The following is a 17,567-nucleotide window of genomic DNA, read 5'->3' on the forward strand; positions in this document are numbered from 1 at the left end:
GACTTAACATTACTGTAGATAATTGTATTTTACTTCATTATGATCAATATGACTGGAGCAATAATTTAAATTACGTACATGTAAAGGAGCCTTCAAATGGATCACACCCTTGCGGCACCAACACCCCCTCTTGGCTGGAATAGCTGGGACTGCTACGGCGCTGCCGTCACCGAAAAAGAAATTCGCGGCAATGCGGAATATATGGCTGCACACTTGAAAGAGTACGGTTGGAGCTACATCACCGTTGATATTCAGTGGTACGAACCTCTGGCAAACTCATCACAATACCGCCCTTTCGTTCCACTCATCATGGATGAGTACTCTCGTCTGATGCCTGCCGAGAACCGCTTTCCTTCAGCGGCGGAGGGTCAGGGATTCAAACCTCTTGCTGATTACGTACACAGTCTGGGTCTGAAATTCGGCATTCATATTATGCGTGGTATTCCGCGGCAGGCGGCACACGCTGGTACAGCTCTGTTGGGCACAACAGCTACTGCCCGTGATATCGCTCACACCAACTCTATCTGCCCATGGAATACGGATATGTATGGGGTGGATCACAACCAAGAAGGCTCGCAAGCCTATTATGATTCATTGTTTGAACTATACGCTTCATGGGGCGTTGATCTGGTAAAAGTAGATGATATTGCCGCCTCCAGATTATATGACACACATCAGCCTGAAATTGAAATGATTTCTACAGCAATCAAACGTTCCGGGCGCCCTATGGTATTAAGTCTGTCTCCTGGTCCTGCCCCTGTAGCATACGCTGAATTCTTTGCGGAACATGCCAACATGTGGCGTGTCACCGATGATTTCTGGGACCAATGGCCGCTTTTACTGGATATGTTTAACCGCTGTCGCACATGGCAGGGTCTTCCCAGGGAAGGATGCTGGCCGGATTGTGATATGCTGCCTCTGGGGCATATTGGTATTCGCTCTGTGGATGGAGGTGGAGCCGATCGGTGGACAAGATTCACCAAGGACGAGCAATTGACAATGATGTCATTGTGGAGTATTTTCCGCTCTCCTCTAATCTTTGGCGGCGAGCTACGAGATAACGACGAATGGACGCTGTCTTTGCTAACGAACCGCGAGGTTCTGCGTATGCATCGTGAGAGTTATAATGCTAAAGAAGCGCTACGCCAGGAAGATCTGATCGTATGGACCGCTGCACATGACGATGGGTCCACTTATGTAGCACTGTTTAATGTCGGAGAGCAGCAGGCACTCCCTGTAGAACTTAAAATGGAGACTGTTGGTTTATCTCCTTCTACTGTAAGCCAAGGTACTGAACTATGGAGCGGCCATGTGGCACAAGTTGACGGAAATATTTTACGTGCGGATGTGCCTTCGCATGGTGTGCATTTGTACCGTTTCTCCTGAGCTATTCCATGAAGAGAGGTCTATCATTAATGATAGACCTCTTTTTTCTAGCCCTGATCCATCGCTTGTACAGCCAAATGAAAGGCAAGAATTCGCCTCTCAAGCAAGGTATGCTGAGGTGTTCCCGCTGCCGCTTTCTCTTTCATTCGCTCCAGGGATATCAACAGATCATTCACTACATGACGTGCTTCCGTAAAATCTATTTTAGCCAAGAGCTCTTCAGTCATCTTCGGCTGCTCCGTGCTGCTATTCCAGAATTGTTCCAAAGCTTCCAAACCAACACATAACCCTTGAAGCCGCTTTTCCAGAAGGGACGTGTTAGCCCCTTTCTCCGTCATATTCTTCAGAGCCTTCTCCGACTTGCGAATCACTGACTGAAAGGCTTCAATCGATTGTCTTTGTACAATCTCAGACACGGATTCGATCATAGGCAAATACTCCTTTACAGGGGATTTATAACGGGTGCTATCTGGATGTTAGATACAATATATTCACTGTTTTCAGGTATCCTATTATAGTCCTATAAGGAATAAATGTACAAAACAAAAAAAGCCGCATATGCGACTTCTTTGTTCATCCACTATTAAATGTGATTAGAGCACCTTTTCCAAAAAGCTGATTGTGCGTTCGTTCTGAGGTTTGCCGAAAATCTGTTCAGGATTTCCTTCCTCAACAATGTATCCGCCATCCATAAAAATAACCCGATCCGCAACTTCGCGGGCAAAGCCCATCTCATGCGTAACAATCATCATAGTCATGCCTTCTCTTGCCAGATCCTTCATGACACCAAGCACTTCTCCAACCATCTCTGGATCAAGTGCCGATGTAGGTTCATCGAACAACATAACATCCGGGTTCATCGCTAATGCACGAGCAATAGCTACGCGCTGCTTCTGTCCGCCCGAGAGCTGGCTTGGAAAGCTCTCCGCTTTGTCTGCCAGCCCGACACGGTCAAGCAAGCGAAGCGCGGTGTCCCTAGCCTGTGCTTGATTTAATTTTCCAAGTTCCATTGGCGCAAACATAATATTTTTGAGCACACTGAAGTGTGGAAACAGATTAAAGTGCTGGAATACCATGCCAATGTTCTCACGAGCTTTGTTAAGATCGGTGTCACGACTGTTCAAGTCCTGATCATCAACGATCACACGGCCTGCAGTAATGTCTTCCAGACAATTGATACAGCGAAGAAATGTACTTTTTCCCGAACCGGATGGGCCGATGACACATACAACCTCGCCTTCATTTACAGCAATGTCGATTCCTTTCAACACCTGATTGGAACCAAAACTTTTCTTCAGACCTTCTACTTTAATTTTAGTCACGGCGAATCTTCACCTCCAGATAATCGGCAAGTCTAGTCAGTGTAATGATAACAATCAAGTACATTACCGCTACCGTTAACCATATGTCAAACGAGGATAAGGTTCTGGCAATAATGATTTTACCCGACTGTGTAAGCTCAACCAGCCCGATAACGGACAAGATGGACGTATCCTTCAGCGTAATGACCATCTGGTTAATAAACGAAGGAATCATCACACGAATGGCCTGAGGAATAACAATTTTCATCATCGCTTTGCGATATGGAAGACCTAAGGAACGAGCGGCCTCCATCTGTCCACGATCAATCGATTGAATCCCCCCACGGATGATCTCAGTAACGTACGCTCCAGCATTTAAGCTCAGCGTCAGAATCGCTGCAAGGAACAGCGGCATCGTAAAGCCAAATGCCTGAGGAATACCGAAGTAAATGAAGAACGCGAGTACAAGCAACGGAATACCACGGAAAATATCAACGAAGACGGTGGCAATGCCGCGCAAAACTCTGTTACGCCCTACTTTCATAAAGGCGAAGATCAAACCAATAATAAACGCGAAGAATAGAGACATGATTGTGTATAAAAGTGTATTCCCCAAACCTTTCAACAAGGCTGGAAAGGATTTGTATATAAGTTCCATACGCCCCAATTGTGCAACTGACTCCGCATTGTCACCTATATACTTATCTACAATACGCTTGTATTCACCACTTTCCTTGATGTTTGCAAGGCCAGCGTTAAACTTTTGCAGCAGCTCCTGGTTTTTACCTTTACTTACAGCAAAGCCGTAAGGCGCTCCTTTTTCTGGTTCTGTAACAACTTTCAGTCCGTTTTTCTGATTCTCCCCATATTTCAACACAGGGAAATCATCAAAACATGCTGCAGAATTCCCCGTTTTCACATCATCATACATCTGCGCTGAATCATCAAAAGGTACAATGGTAAACCCATACTTTGATGCGTTCGCTTCAGCAAAACGATATCCTTCCGTCCCCGTTTTTACAGCTACCTTTTTACCACGGAGATCTTCATAACTTTTTATCGTATCATTGCTAGCTTTAACGCCCATAACAACGCCTGATTCAAAATACATATTGGAAAAATCAAATTTGGTTTTGCGTTCATCCGTAATACTCATACCTGCAATGACGCCATCCACCTGGTTCGATTCCAGTGCCTGAACGGCAGCATTAAATCCTAAAGCTTTGATCTCATATTTAAAATTCTGATCTTTGGCGATCGCTGCCATGATATCCATATCGATGCCGACAAAGTCGCCGTTAATTTCCTGAAATTCAAACGGTGCAAAGGTAATGTCGGTACCGATAATATAGGTTTTGCCCGAATCCGACTGTGCCTGCACACTTCCCGTCCAACCTGTAAAGCCGGACACCAGAAGCAGCACCATGGTAAGTATAAGTAATGTAATCCTGTTATTCTTCATATGTCCTCCTCGTCTTGACGTCATGCCATACGTATGTCCCGAATCATGCTAAGGTTATTATTCTCAGCTCTTGACCAATCAATGCTCTTTCTACCCACCTTCATTTTTGTTTCCATGGCATTTCTCCAATATACTTTTAAAAGTCCTCTTATTCTTACCCTGGAGGTCAGGTTAGCGAAACCTAAACTTTAAATTTGAAACATTAAACACAAAAAAAAGCCGCAAAATGCGACTTTTTAGCTATTTTATGGATAAGCATTAATTCTCAATCGATAAACTTTAATTCTTAAGATCGCTCAGCTATGTTTTAAAAACAGTATCATTTTGTATATATCAAGTAACAAGCTTTATTTTAGTGTAATCTCAAAAACGGATCCGGCTTCACCTGCAAAGACTATGTAGCCTTTCTCGGGCAGTACCATTGCCGTCTCACCACTGACTACGCTATGATTCAGGCTGACACCAGATGCATCATACACAACAAATGAACCATCGGAAGGTAAGTTCACTTTCATTTCTTTCCCTCCAGCCGTAGCCGGAATCGAGAACCATTTGGCGTAACCATTCGACTGGATCGTCGTTTTTGATTGCTGACCTGCATAGATCGGTTTTACGATATCCTGGCTGGCATATACATTGCCTCCTTGTGAGACATATTCTACACCGTCTTGCTTGAAAAAAGTGAATTCCATTGTATCACGACCCGCTACGCCCGGAATCTGCAATTGATTCACAGCATGATCCCCATCCGTAATGGCATTCGTATAAATATAACCTGGTAACTCACTGGGCAACTGAATAGGGATAAGCGGCATTGCTGTATTATACAGGGTCGAGGTGTGTTTCTCATTCACAAGCACATATGCTTTACCCACACGCGCCTGCCACGCAGCTTTGGCTTCGTAAGGCAATGGATTGGCTTGAAGCTTTTCAGCCTTATACTCCGAAGAAGCAATCTGGCCGAGTCCAGGTGCCGATTGGTACGAACGTGTCCAAAAATACGTATTTCCGTTATCTTCCTTAACAAACTTCACTTTCTCCGTACCTGTTTCATTCACAAAAGAACCATCAGCAATATAGGTGTATGTCTGTTTCGGGCTATTTGGTGCCGCTAACATCGAGATGGTGAGTTGCCCATTCTTCTGCACATCCAGTTTCATCAACATGTTGGCTCCGCCACCATAGATTCCCGAATGATTCATTTCTTCCTCCGGCATATCCGCTTTTACAGGTACTCCATGCGACTTCTCCGCTTTACGCTCCGGAATCAGATTCTTTTCTTCCAGGCTACTTAGCAACAGCTCTGTTGCAATCAATTGATTCGTTGAACTTGAACCTCCTGAAGATGTAACGGCTGCAGCCATGTTATACTCAGGCAACACAATCAGAGAAGCATGATAGGCTATCGTATTACCGCCTTTAGTCCATGCCTTGATGCCGTATTGATTAAATGGAAACAAGTTCACACTATCCCATCCCAAACCGTAAGCAATTGACGAGTCGCCGTCCTCTGGCCACATTCCCCGTTTGTACTCTTCCTGTCCGGTAGCTTTCGCTGATTCTTTGGATAGAACACCATTCTTCTCATTTGTAAATACTTGTGACATCTTCACCAAATCTTCGGCTGTGGAATAGATGCCACCTGAAGCAATCATGTTGGTTGTCTCCAAAGGCTGATGTTCTTTTTTGGCAGAGTATGTCGTTGCCATTTGTTTCAGATTCAACGGATCTTGCGGTGTTTTGGTATGATTCATGCCAAGAGGTGTTGTGATATTACGATGCATGAATTCCGTAAAACTCAAACCGCTGACTCGCTCCACCAGAATCTCAGCTAATGAAAACCCATCGTTACTATAAACCGAATAGGCTCCAGGATCTGCCTTCAAATGCTGTGTGGCTAACTGATTCAGTAATGTATCATGTGCGTGCGTATCCGGATCTTCGAACAGAATAGCACTGTTACTCGATGTGCCTAGCAATCCCGCTGAATGATTTAACAACATACGAACTGTAATTTGACTATAACGTTTGTCCTTCATTTTAAAATCAGGAATATAGTTAACCACTGGATCATCCAGTTTCACTTTACCCTCGTCCACCAGCTTCATTACCGCGGTTGTGAGGAACATTTTACTTGTTGATCCTATGCCATACATCGTTTCTGACGTAAGTGGTATACTCTTGGCAGGATCGTTGATCCCTGTTTGTCCTGAGAGAACGATCTCTCCTCCATCCATAAGTGCGTACTGTACACTTGCAACACCGTAGGTTTCGGTTAGTGTTTTGGTTTTCGCGGTGACTGCTTTTTGAGTCAACCCATATTCTAGTTTACCTGGAACCTCGGCTGCATATGCAACTGTGGGAGTTAACATCGCAAGTACCAAGGTCATGGCGACGAGGGACGTTCTCTTTTTTCGTGTCAAATTCATCTTCTCCTATTCTGCTCTGCCCTGTAGTCGTAGTGTTTGAGCTGTTACCTAACGCAGTATAAGTGATGAAAATGAACTGTCCGCGTCCTGAATATGAACTCAAGATGAACAGTCAATTAAATATATTCATAGTGATTCATGTTGCAGCTTGAACCGTTATCATGATAATATTTCCTACAATGGAATGCTTGAAATCTGATCATCTTCAAGTATTATGCAATCCATAATTTCAACAACAACGGAGTTGTTATGATGTTAAAAGTGAACCGAAATGATGACCGTCCGATCTGGCAGCAGCTGCTTGACCAGGCTATTCATAACATTACAACCGGGAACTGGCCTCCAGGTGAACTGCTGCTTCCGTCACGTGAGTTAGCCGGGCGGATCGGTGTTTCACGGTCTACAATTCAGATCGTTTACGAAGAATTATTCAGCCGGGGTTATACGGTAACCTCACGTCGCGGTGGAACAAGAGTCAGCCATTCGATCCAGGTGCTCCGTTCTTTAGAAGAGGAGCCACCGTCCGGGCCTGTACCTCCCGTACTGCCCGTAGTACACGAATCTATTACCAAGCTGCAGAGCTGGTTTGGGGATCGAGATGCAACGCAGGTGGACATTGATTTTAACCCCCACGAGCCTTTTATAGATGAAACGTTCACGCAATCCTGGAGAAAATCATTCTTACAAGTGTCGGCTGAACCCAACCTTGATATCTGGTCGTATGGTGATGCCAGAGGCTATCTGCCATTACGGGAGCAGATTCAACGTTATTTATCACTAGAACGAGGAATTCATATTGAAGTTGATCAGATTTTGTTAACTTCTGGTGCACAGCACAGCATTGATTTGATTGCTCAGGCACTTTTGACTGAAGGAGACAGAGTAACCGTAGAGGATCCTGGTTTTCCTGCTGCCTGGACCACCATGAAATACCGCAGTATGCAGATCGATGCCGTGCCTGTTGATGAGCAGGGATTATGTGTAGATCACATCCATCCAGAATCCAGGCTCGTTTTTGTCACACCTTCGCATCAATGTGCCGCTGGTGTTATTATGTCAGAGCCTCGCAGGCAACAATTAATACACTTGGCAGGACAACGAGGAATGTGGATCATTGAGGACGATTACGATAGTGAATTCAGATACCGTGGAGATCCGCTTCCAACCCTGTTCAGTCAACTGCCTCAGAATACGCTATATATGATGAGCTTCTCCAAAATGATCGCGCCCGGTATACGTTTATCCGCAATTATAGGACCTCAAGCAGCGGTTGAGCGGCTTACCCAGATTCATGAACTGACTTATCGCCATCTTCCCATAATGGAGCAGCTAACGCTGAATCATTTTATTGAGCGGGGGCAATTTATGCGCCATATGAGAAGGGTTCGTAACGTTTATCGCCGTAGACACGAGGTCATGACCAAAGCCATCCATTCTTCCGGTCTTAGTTCGCGTTTTAGATTAAGCGGAGTAGAAACGGGATTACATATGCTTCTTGAAGCAGATGATTCATGTGATGAAGCAGCAATAACTTCTGCCGCACGCAGGCAGGGTGTCTGTGTTTATCCGCTGAGTAGATACTGTCTGGAGAGTGATCGTAAGGGGTGGGTATTAGGTTTTGCAAAAGTAGATGAGGAACGAATCGAAGAAGGCATCTCCCGATTGGCCCGCACCGTATTATAACCATTAAATATTAAATAGAGCCCGCCGGCAATGCAAATGGATAAGAAGAGAAAATTGCAGACGGGCTGTATCTATTTATGAGGTGAACGATGTTCCTGCTTCGTACAGAGGAAATCGTGATGTGATCTCGCGCACACAACCTGATATGTGATGCTTTACTTTAGTGTTCGCTGGATTTTTAAAAGCAAGTGCGATAAGCTCGGCAATTTCTTTCATCTCCCCAGCACCAAGTCCTCTGGTTGTCATAGCAGGAGTTCCAAACCGAATACCGCTTGTAACTAACGGACTTGCTGTATCATAAGGGATCGAATTTTTATTTGCCGTGATGCCTGCTTCATCCAGCATAATCTGAGCATCTTTACCCGTAAGGCCAACGCTGCGCAGATCAACAAGAATGAGATGATTATCGGTCCCTCCAGAAACAAGAGAAAGCCCTTCATTAATTAGCGTGTCCGCCATTACTTTGGCATTATTCAGAACGTTTCTCATATAAACAGTGAAATCAGATTGCATTGCTTCCCCAAAAGCGACTGCTTTTCCCGCAATAATATGCATAAATGGCCCGCCCTGTGTTCCCGGAAATACAGCTTTATCGATGGCTTGTGCCCAGGATTCCTTACACAAAATAGCACCTCCACGCGGACCTCGCAGCGTCTTGTGTGTCGTGGTTGATACAATATGTGCATGCGGTACGGGGTTAGGGTGTAATCCTGCTGCAACAATGCCCGCAATGTGTGCCATATCTACAAATAGTAAGGCACCCACTTCAGAAGCAATTTGAGCAAAAAGCTCAAAATCAATGCGCCTCGGGTATGCACTTCCGCCTGCAACGATCATTCGTGGACGATGTTTGTGAGCCAGTTTTCGGACTTCGTCAAAGTCAATAAGACCCGTTTCTGGATCAACACCATAGGGAACAAAGTGATAAAATCTTCCTGAAAAATTAACAAGATTTCCATGTGTCAGATGACCACCATGAGCAAGATTCATTCCAAGAATCGTATCACCCATCCGGGCTGAGGCGAGATATACAGCCATGTTCGCCTGTGAACCGGAATGAGGCTGCACATTCGCATGTTCAGCACCAAATAGTTGTTTCAAGCGGTGATTAGCAATATCCTCTACCGTATCAACATGCTCGCATCCACCATAATATCTTCTGCCCGAATAGCCCTCTGCATATTTATTGGTTAATACGCTGGCTGTGGCCTCCATTACGGCTTGGCTCACAAAATTCTCTGAAGCAATCAGTTCTATCGTATCCCGCTGTCTTGCAAGCTCGTGACGGGCTGCTGCTGCCAAAGTTTTATCTTGATTCTCTATATGTTTTAACATCTTGACCATCATCCCTTCTTTATTTCTTAAGCATTCGTTCCAAGTTGTTTTTTTCCAAATTTATAATGTATTAGAAGATGCGCCATGACTCCAGCCACAAGTCCCCAAAATGCACCTCCGATACCAAACAAAGTTACATTAGCGGCTGTTGCTAAAAATGTAATCAATGCCGTTTCCCGTCCGTTCGGATCCGCCAGAGCGTTAGCAAGGCTACCGCCGATCGTTCCAAGTAAAGCCAGCCCTGCTAAGGTGGCGATAAAAGCTGCTGGAAGAATTAAAAATAATGCGGCTAAGGTTACACCAAAAATTCCGACAGTTATGTAGAAGACTCCGCAGGCAATGCCCGCAATATAACGCTTGGACGCATCTTCATGCGCATCTTTTCCTGTGCATATGGCTGCGGTAATGGCTGCCACGTTAAATGCATGTGAGCCGAATGGTGCAGCGATTAGTGAACCCAGTCCGGTTACCGTTAATATAGGGTTGGCACTCGTTCGAAAACCATCATTGCGGAGAACCAGCATACCTGGCATGTACTGCCCCGTCAGCGTAATAATAAATAACGGCAGGGCCACACCTAGAAGTGCCTGAATTGAGAATTCAGGCGCAGTGAGTACAGGCAATGCAACCGCGAGCTGAATGGAGCTGAAATCGGTTTTCCCCATAATCACCAGGTAGATCAGGCCGAGAACCAATATTCCAACGATTGCATAGCGAGATGTAAACCGTTTTAACACGATATAGGCGGTGAACAGCAGAATAACCAGTACAGGTTCGACCTTGGCCCCTTCAAACGCGGAGATACCAAACTGGAGTAAAATTCCTGCAAGTAAACCAGAAGCGATCCCTGGCGGGATTAATCGGACGAACCGTTCGAACAAACCAGACATGCCCAAAATGACAAAACCAACGGCGGATATCATATAAGCACCTACGGCTTCTGAATAAGGAGTTACAGCCAGCATAGATACAAGGAAGGCTGCAGCTGGAGTCGACCACGCTGTAATGATAGGTTCTTTGTAGCGGTAACTAAGCCATATCCCCGTGATCCCTACGCCAATCGAAATGGACCATATCCAGGAAGCAGTCATTTCCGGGCTTAACCCTGCTGCTTTGGCCGCTTGAAACACAAGAATGAAGGTCCCTCCATAATTGACAATTACAGAAATTAAAGCAGCGGTCACTGGCGATATCAAATCGCGTCCGCGAATTCTATGAGATGTTTTTTCCAATGTAAACCCCTGCCCCTCAACTAATCTTCTATCTTTGTATGTTCGTTCCAGTAGTATTCATCAGGTACATAACGTGGGCCAAATACATTGGTCCCCACACGAACGATGGTCGCTCCCTCTTCAATCGCCATACTGAAATCACCGGACATGCCCATCGATAACATTTCCATTTCGACGCGTGGGATGTTTCTCTCCCTGATCTGTATACTGAGCTGTTTCAACAACCGAAAACATTGACGGGTCTCATCCGTTGATGCATGCAGTTTCCCAATCGTCATTAATCCTTTTACATGGAGTGTTTCAAATTGAGATAATTGTTCAACGAGCTCCACTGCTTGCTCTGGAGAAGCGCCGAATTTACTTTCTTCATAGGACGTATTAATTTGTACAAGAATGTCCATGGTCCGCTGTTCTTTGACAAGCTGGTCATGTAAGACCTGCCCGAGCTTCAGACGATCCACCGAATGGATCAGTGTCACATACTTAACTACCTCCTTTACTTTATTCGTCTGCAGATGTCCGATAAAATGCCATTCCACCGCTTTGGACTGTTCCATAAGAGGATATTTATCTCGCAGTTCCTGTACCTTGTTTTCTCCAAACAGCTGTTCACCTGCCTGCACAGCAATCTGTAACTTCTCAAGCGGTACCGTTTTCGTGGCTAAAAGCAACTTTACATCGGTAACATTTCGTCCAGAAGCCTTGCAAGCCAGTGCCATTTGTTTTCTAACCATTTTCAAATTTTCTTCAACCGGATGATCCAAGTAGGATGCCCCTTTCTACTCACCATTTGAATGACAGTATAACAATCTATGGACTGAATATGTATATCCAAAGATATGATTTTTGCGCAATCCAAAACGATGTAATACGCAATTGAAGTAAGGTACGAGTCTGAATTCGAGTTCAATCAACTATGATGAACACGATAAAAAATCCCGTTCCGGCTTTTTCAGCCAGAGCGGGATTCGTGTATTACCTTTTGAATATTGAATTATTGATTCACATTATCTTTCGTTACCAGCTTCAATTCAGCCGGTATGGATTTCTCCACTTGTTTACCACTCAACACATCGAGTGCGGCTTGCAGGGCAAGCTGTCCAATCAACTCGGGCTGTTGAGCTACAGTTGCGGTTAGCTTTCCATCCTTAATCGATTTAATGGCATCATCGTTACCGTCAAATCCGATCACCGGGATATCTTTGCCCGAGCTTTGGATTGCTTCAATGGCACCGAGAGCCATTTCGTCATTATGAGCAAATACAGCTTGCACTCCTGGGTTACCTTGCAACAAGTTTTCCATAACATTCAGACCTTTGGAGCGGTCAAAGTCAGCGGATTGTTTGGCAACCACCTTAAGCTTCTGGTCAGCAATCTCATGGAATCCTTTGCCGCGCTCCCTTGTAGCGGATGCGCCCGGCACACCTTCAAGTTCAATGACTTTGGCACCTTCACCAAGCTTGTCTACAATATATTCGGCAGCCATACGTCCACCCTTCGCATTGTCTGAAGCTACAAGAGCCGCAACTTCACCTTTATCTGCAGAGCGGTCAAGCGTAATTACCGGAATACCTACACTATTAGCGGATTGAACGGCTGTAGAGATCGCCGCGGAATCGGCCGGATTGATTAACAAGGCATCAACTCCCTGCTGGATCAGATCGTCCACATCGTTCGTTTGCTTCGCAGAATCGTTCTGTGCATCCACCACGACAACTTGAATGCCTTGTTTCTGTGCTTCTGCTACGACACCATCTTTCAGTGAAACGAAGAACGGGTTGTTCAGTGTCGAGATCGACAATCCGATTTTTTTCTGTTCCTTGTTTCCAGCAGCATTAGGTTTCGCCCATCCTGGCGGCTCCAGCGAACATCCGGCCAGTACAACGATCAGTATCATGCTAACAAGCGTTAGTGTCCATTTTTTCATGTTGTTATCTCTCCCTTAAGCAGTTTTCTTGCGGTCCAGCAGGACTGCGATAGCAATAACGACACCCTTCACGACCATCTGGTAGAAGGAGTTCACACCGAGCAGGTTCAGACCGTTATTCAGTACACCGATAATCAGCACACCAATCAATGTACCTACAATGCGGCCGCGGCCGCCAGAAAGGCTTGTTCCGCCCAGCACAACTGCAGCGATGGCATCCAGCTCATAGGATGTACCTGCCGTAGGTTGAGCGGAATTCAGACGAGATGTCAGAATCGCACCAGCCAGGGCGGCGAGCATCCCTGCAAGGGAGTAGATCATAATTTTGACACGGGATACTTTAATGCCCGAGATAATTGAAGCTTTTTCATTACCGCCGATGGCGTACGTTTTGCGGCCGAAGGCCGTTTTATGCAAAATCGTCCACAGAATAACAAACGTGATCAGCATTGTAATGGCTGGTACCGGAATGCCGAGTAGATATCCCCGTCCAAACAATTGGAACAACAGGCTATCACCAAGCCCCGTGATCGGATTACCGTTGGTGTATACCAACGTCAAACCTCTGAAAATGGTCATTGTTGCAAGGGTGGCGATAAAAGGAGCCATATTACCCTTGGTAACCATAAGTCCGTTCACCATACCCATGACTCCGCCAAGTGCAACCCCGATAATGATCGACAGAATCGGATCAAGACCCGATAACATCATGTTGGCTACAAACGCACTGGATAAAGCGAGTATAGAACCCACCGACAAGTCAATCCCGCCAGTGAGAATAACAAACGTCATGCCAAACGCAATCAAGGCATTAATGGAAACCTGACGTAGCAGGTTCAGAATGTTAAGCGGTTCCAAGAAACTGGGATTAAGCACTGAAACAATAACAATCAGGATGATTAATCCGAGTAATGGGCCGAGTTTTTGTGTTACGCTAGACAAGCGGAACCCGCTTTTGGCTGTTTTAGTGTCCTGCATTGTTGTCATGTTACTGTCCCCCTGTAGCTAGAGTCATAATGTGTTCTTGTGTTGCTTGTTCCTTCGGCAGCACGCCGGTAATGTGACCTTCATGCACAACCGCAATGCGGTCACTCATACCCAGCACTTCAGGCAGTTCGGACGAAACCATGATAATCGCAACACCGCGGTCTGTGAGTTCGTTCATGAGCTGATAGATCTCACGCTTCGCTCCAACGTCTACCCCGCGTGTAGGCTCGTCCAGAATGAGTACACTTGGACCAATACCCACCCATTTGGCAATGACAACCTTCTGCTGGTTTCCCCCGGATAAGTTCCGAGCCGCAGTTTCCGAGGATTGGGTTTTGATCTGCAATCGTTTGATCAGTGTGTCCACAAACTCCTGTTCTTTCGCATTCAAGATGAAACCTTTGTTGGAGAAGCTGAACAGATTCGTCAGTGCCATATTCTCACGGATAGAAAAGTCGAGCACCAACCCTTCATCCTTCCGGTCTTCTGTAATAAAACCAATGCCGTGCTTCACCGCATCCGCCGGTTTGCGAATGTTTACCTTTTTGCCACGTATCTTGATTTCTCCGCTGTCCAACCGATCCAGACCAAAAATCGCTCTCATAATCTCCGTACGCCCTGATCCCATCAGACCGGAGAAACCGAGTACTTCGCCGGCTTTCACATCAAAGCTGACATTTTCGAACAATCCCTTCCGGCTTACTTCTCGCACCTCAAGCACCACTTCGCCATACTTCGGATTGCGGGACGGATAACGCTCAGTCAGTTCACGTCCTACCATCTTACGCACGACCTCATCAAAGTTTGTCTCAGGAATCGCCTTGGTATCGACGGTTCGCCCGTCACGCATAATGGTAATGCGATCACAGATCGTGAAAATTTCCTCCATCCGGTGAGAGATGTATACAATGGATACGCCATTTTTTTGCAAGGAACGTATGACTCCAAACAGCTTCTGAATCTCACGTTCGGTCAAAGCCGCTGTTGGCTCGTCCATGATAATGACTTTGGCATCGGTCATGAGCGCTTTGGCAATTTCAATCATCTGCTGCTGTCCAACAGAGCACTCTCCTGCAGGGCGCTCCAACGGGATATCCACCGACAGTTTGGCGAATTGTTCGGTAGCAAGCGCTTTCATCTGTTTCGTGTTCAGCAACCCCATGGAGGAGGATATCTCCTTCCCGATAAACAGGTTATCCAGCACCGTCATCTCTGGCCAAACATTTAACTCTTGGTGAATAAACGTAATGCCAAGCTGCTCTGCTTCTTTTGGACTGCCAAAATACGTTTCCTTACCATCAATCTCAATCGTCCCTTGATCACGCTGGTGCAGCCCAATCAGAATATTCATGAGCGTTGATTTACCGGCTCCGTTCTCCCCCATCAGGGCATGAACCTCACCTTCTTTTAATTCAAAATCCACGCCGCTTAACACTTGATTTGTGCCAAACGCTTTATGGATATTATTCATCTGAATGTGCATGGTGCTGCCTCCTTTTAACCGAAATGAACTCCCGATTGTAAAATGCAATTGGCATATGGTGTAGCCTCACCTGTACGAATAACAGCCTTCACCTGCCGGGTCAAAGCTTTAAACTGCTCATGGTCCTGGCTATCGTCGATAACCTCCGAGTCAAATTTTTCTTTCAAATAGGCCAATGTCTGCGGGTTTCCTTCATGTATCTCACTGGCTACGATGACTTTCTCAATCACCATATCTTCCGCTATGACGTCCAGCACCTCACTGAAAGTGGGTGTTCCGAGTTTGAGTGCCAGATCAATCTTGAGCACACCATCCGGAACGGGCAAGCCCGCATCCGCAATGGCGATTTGATCCGTATGCCCCAGATCAGACAAGATTTTAGAGATGTGACTGTTCAAGATGCCGTTTCTTTTCATATAAAGTTTCCCCTTTATTTCATCTGCAGACTTCTCATTAGTTCCTTTATAGTTTCTCCTCTACTTCGTCCCTGGTTGGCATACCGCCCTGTGCACCAAACTTGGTAACGGATAACGACGCCGCCCGATTGGCAAAACGTACACTGTCCTGAATGGATTTGCCCTCAGCCAGAGCGACTGCAAATGCTGCATTAAACGTATCGCCAGCTCCGGTTGTATCTACGGCTTCCACTTTATAAGTTGGCACAAGAATCTCTTCATTACCGTCAAAATATCGAACACCCTTGCTGCCTTCTGTAATAAATAATTTGTTCGGATATTGACGTAAGGCTTCCGCAGGCTTCATGCCTTTGAACAAAATTTCAGCCTCATGCTCATTTGGTGTAATATACGATGCATTGTTGATCACCTCTTGCGGAACCGCACGGGCAGGAGCCGGATTGAGTAGTAAGGGTGTCCTGTATTCCGCACATAACTGGCTGACATGAACTACTGTTTCTTCTGGAATCTCCTGCTGGATCAGTACGATATCCGCGTTGCGAATCGCTTCAGCAGCTTCATCCACATAAGCAGGTGTCACTTCACGATTCGCCGCTTCAACCACCACAATGCTATTATCTCCCTCTGCCAAAATGATATGAGCCGTACCACTTTCGGAATGTGTAACCGGTTTCACATTACTTGTATTTACACGATTCGCTTTAAAGTTTTCTAAAATGTCTGTGCCGAAGGTATCATCTCCAACACGGCCGATCATCACAACTTCGGCTCCCAAACGAGCTGCCGCAACAGCTTGATTGGCGCCTTTCCCGCCGGGTACTGTTTTGAAGCTTTCACCAAGCACGGTTTCTCCCGCGCCCGGTCTTCTTGAAGATGTCACGACCAAGTCCATTGAACTGCTGCCAATTACACATATATTAGCCATCGTTTCTCACCTTTCTCGTTGTTCCCCGTTCGATGAAGGACACAGGCAACTGTATGTTCTTATTATCTATCCTATTTTGCTCCACAAGTTGAATAAGTAACCCTGCTGCTTCTCTGCCCATTTCATATGCAGGCTGACGAATCGTAGACAATGCAGGTGACAATAATCCACTCATCGGAATGTCGTCAAACCCGATAACCTGTACGTCATTCGGGACGTTCCTCCCAATCCGATAAGCTTCATGCAATACCGCCATTGCAGCGATGTCATTACTGGCAATAACGCCGTCCGTGTCCGGAAATTTTCTGAATAATTCCTCCGCCCACACCCCCGCTTCATTAAATGAAAATGAGGTCGTTTGAATGATCTTATAATCGAGTCCCGCTTCGTGGATGACTTCAATAGCGCCTTCAAACCGATCTTGAGCCGGCCGAATATGAGACGGTCCTTGCATAACGGTAATACGTTTGCTGCCTCGTTCAATGATTTCCTTGGCAGCCAGCCTTCCGCCTTCTCTGCCATCGGCATAGACCGAAGGTCGATCCAGTGAAGTTCTGTCCAGAAAGACGACAGGAATCTTCAGCTTTTCATATATTGAAGAGTGAGGATAGTTGGTGGACGAGATCACACCCACCACGTTATTCTGGATAAACGTCTGGATGTAATCCTGCTCCTTCCGTTCATCCTCATCGCTGTTTCCAAAGATTAATCTGTACTCCTGCTCCTGCATCCGATCCTCTACACCTCGCGCAAGCTGAGGGAAATAAGGATTCGCAATATCGGGAAGCAGTAGTCCAATCAGTTTTGACTTGCGTGTGTACAGTGACCGTGCCACTTCATTCGGCGAAAAGTGAAGTGCCTTAACTGCATCTTCAACTTTCTTGCGTGTGTCTGCGTGCACATAACCCCTGTCATTAATGACTCTGGATACCGTGGCTACGGATACGCCAGCTAAATTTGCTACGTCTTTAATCGTTGTCATGGAATGTTCTCCTTATGTG

General features: G+C 45.9%; 15 protein-coding genes. 2 read left to right on the forward strand and 13 right to left on the reverse strand.

The genetic code is table 11. From position 1 onward, the window contains the following. Positions 1 to 96 precede the first annotated feature (96 nt). Positions 97 to 1,386, forward strand: coding sequence for a glycoside hydrolase family 27 protein (locus ACR8BL_RS02795; RefSeq protein ID WP_434751200.1), 1,290 nt, complete (start codon positions 97 to 99; stop codon positions 1,384 to 1,386). A 47-nt stretch (positions 1,387 to 1,433) separates the two neighbouring features. Here the strand turns inward: ACR8BL_RS02795 and ACR8BL_RS02800 are convergent, their stop codons facing one another. From ACR8BL_RS02800 to ACR8BL_RS02815, 4 genes are all read right to left on the reverse strand, one after another. Then, positions 1,434 to 1,811, reverse strand: coding sequence for a hypothetical protein (locus ACR8BL_RS02800; protein ID WP_434752993.1), 378 nt, complete (start codon positions 1,809 to 1,811; stop codon positions 1,434 to 1,436). Positions 1,812 to 1,979: 168 nt separating this feature from the next. After that, complete coding sequence (locus tag ACR8BL_RS02805) at positions 1,980 to 2,708, reverse strand: amino acid ABC transporter ATP-binding protein (RefSeq protein WP_434751201.1); 729 nt, start codon at positions 2,706 to 2,708, stop codon at positions 1,980 to 1,982. Beyond that, complete coding sequence (locus tag ACR8BL_RS02810) at positions 2,701 to 4,149, reverse strand: amino acid ABC transporter substrate-binding protein/permease (RefSeq protein WP_434751202.1); 1,449 nt, start codon at positions 4,147 to 4,149, stop codon at positions 2,701 to 2,703. The genes ACR8BL_RS02805 and ACR8BL_RS02810 overlap by 8 nt, the downstream gene beginning before the upstream one ends. Positions 4,150 to 4,496: 347 nt before the next feature. Next, a complete protein-coding gene (locus tag ACR8BL_RS02815) occupies positions 4,497 to 6,578 on the reverse strand; it encodes a serine hydrolase domain-containing protein (protein WP_434751203.1) in 2,082 nt (693 codons plus the stop codon). Between the two features lie 252 nt (positions 6,579 to 6,830). On the opposite strand from ACR8BL_RS02815, the gene ACR8BL_RS02820 reads away from it, so the two are divergent. Continuing rightward, positions 6,831 to 8,261, forward strand: a complete 1,431-nt coding sequence (locus ACR8BL_RS02820) for a PLP-dependent aminotransferase family protein (RefSeq protein WP_434752994.1) — start codon at positions 6,831 to 6,833, stop codon at positions 8,259 to 8,261. 75 nt (positions 8,262 to 8,336) lie between these two features. Here the strand turns inward: ACR8BL_RS02820 and glyA are convergent, their stop codons facing one another. The 9 genes from glyA to ACR8BL_RS02865 form a co-directional block, all read right to left on the reverse strand. Beyond that, positions 8,337 to 9,596 (reverse strand): serine hydroxymethyltransferase, encoded by a 1,260-nt coding sequence (glyA, locus tag ACR8BL_RS02825; protein WP_434751204.1) that lies wholly within the window; start codon positions 9,594 to 9,596, stop codon positions 8,337 to 8,339. Between the two features lie 26 nt (positions 9,597 to 9,622). Beyond that, complete coding sequence (locus ACR8BL_RS02830) at positions 9,623 to 10,828, reverse strand: benzoate/H(+) symporter BenE family transporter (protein ID WP_434751205.1); 1,206 nt, start codon at positions 10,826 to 10,828, stop codon at positions 9,623 to 9,625. A 20-nt stretch (positions 10,829 to 10,848) separates the two neighbouring features. Continuing rightward, positions 10,849 to 11,592 (reverse strand): YggS family pyridoxal phosphate-dependent enzyme, encoded by a 744-nt coding sequence (locus tag ACR8BL_RS02835; RefSeq protein WP_434751206.1) that lies wholly within the window; start codon positions 11,590 to 11,592, stop codon positions 10,849 to 10,851. Positions 11,593 to 11,822: 230 nt separating this feature from the next. Then, complete coding sequence (gene rbsB, locus ACR8BL_RS02840; RefSeq protein WP_434751207.1) at positions 11,823 to 12,755, reverse strand: ribose ABC transporter substrate-binding protein RbsB; 933 nt, start codon at positions 12,753 to 12,755, stop codon at positions 11,823 to 11,825. Positions 12,756 to 12,770: 15 nt separating this feature from the next. Then, entirely contained in the window at positions 12,771 to 13,742 is a 972-nt protein-coding gene (locus ACR8BL_RS02845; RefSeq protein ID WP_434751208.1) for an ABC transporter permease subunit, read from the reverse strand. 1 nt (position 13,743) lies between these two features. Next, positions 13,744 to 15,225, reverse strand: coding sequence for a sugar ABC transporter ATP-binding protein (locus tag ACR8BL_RS02850; RefSeq protein WP_434751209.1), 1,482 nt, complete (start codon positions 15,223 to 15,225; stop codon positions 13,744 to 13,746). 14 nt (positions 15,226 to 15,239) lie between these two features. After that, positions 15,240 to 15,641, reverse strand: coding sequence for a D-ribose pyranase (rbsD, locus tag ACR8BL_RS02855; protein ID WP_434751210.1), 402 nt, complete (start codon positions 15,639 to 15,641; stop codon positions 15,240 to 15,242). A 46-nt stretch (positions 15,642 to 15,687) separates the two neighbouring features. Next, positions 15,688 to 16,566: a ribokinase gene (gene rbsK / locus ACR8BL_RS02860; protein WP_434751211.1), complete on the reverse strand. Its 879-nt coding sequence runs from the start codon at positions 16,564 to 16,566 to the stop codon at positions 15,688 to 15,690. Beyond that, entirely contained in the window at positions 16,559 to 17,548 is a 990-nt protein-coding gene (locus ACR8BL_RS02865; protein ID WP_434751212.1) for a LacI family DNA-binding transcriptional regulator, read from the reverse strand. The genes rbsK and ACR8BL_RS02865 overlap by 8 nt, the downstream gene beginning before the upstream one ends. Positions 17,549 to 17,567 lie beyond the last annotated feature (19 nt).

The sequence above is a fragment of the Paenibacillus amylolyticus genome (assembly GCF_051136285.1).
GTDB lineage: Bacteria > Bacillota > Bacilli > Paenibacillales > Paenibacillaceae > Paenibacillus > Paenibacillus amylolyticus_F.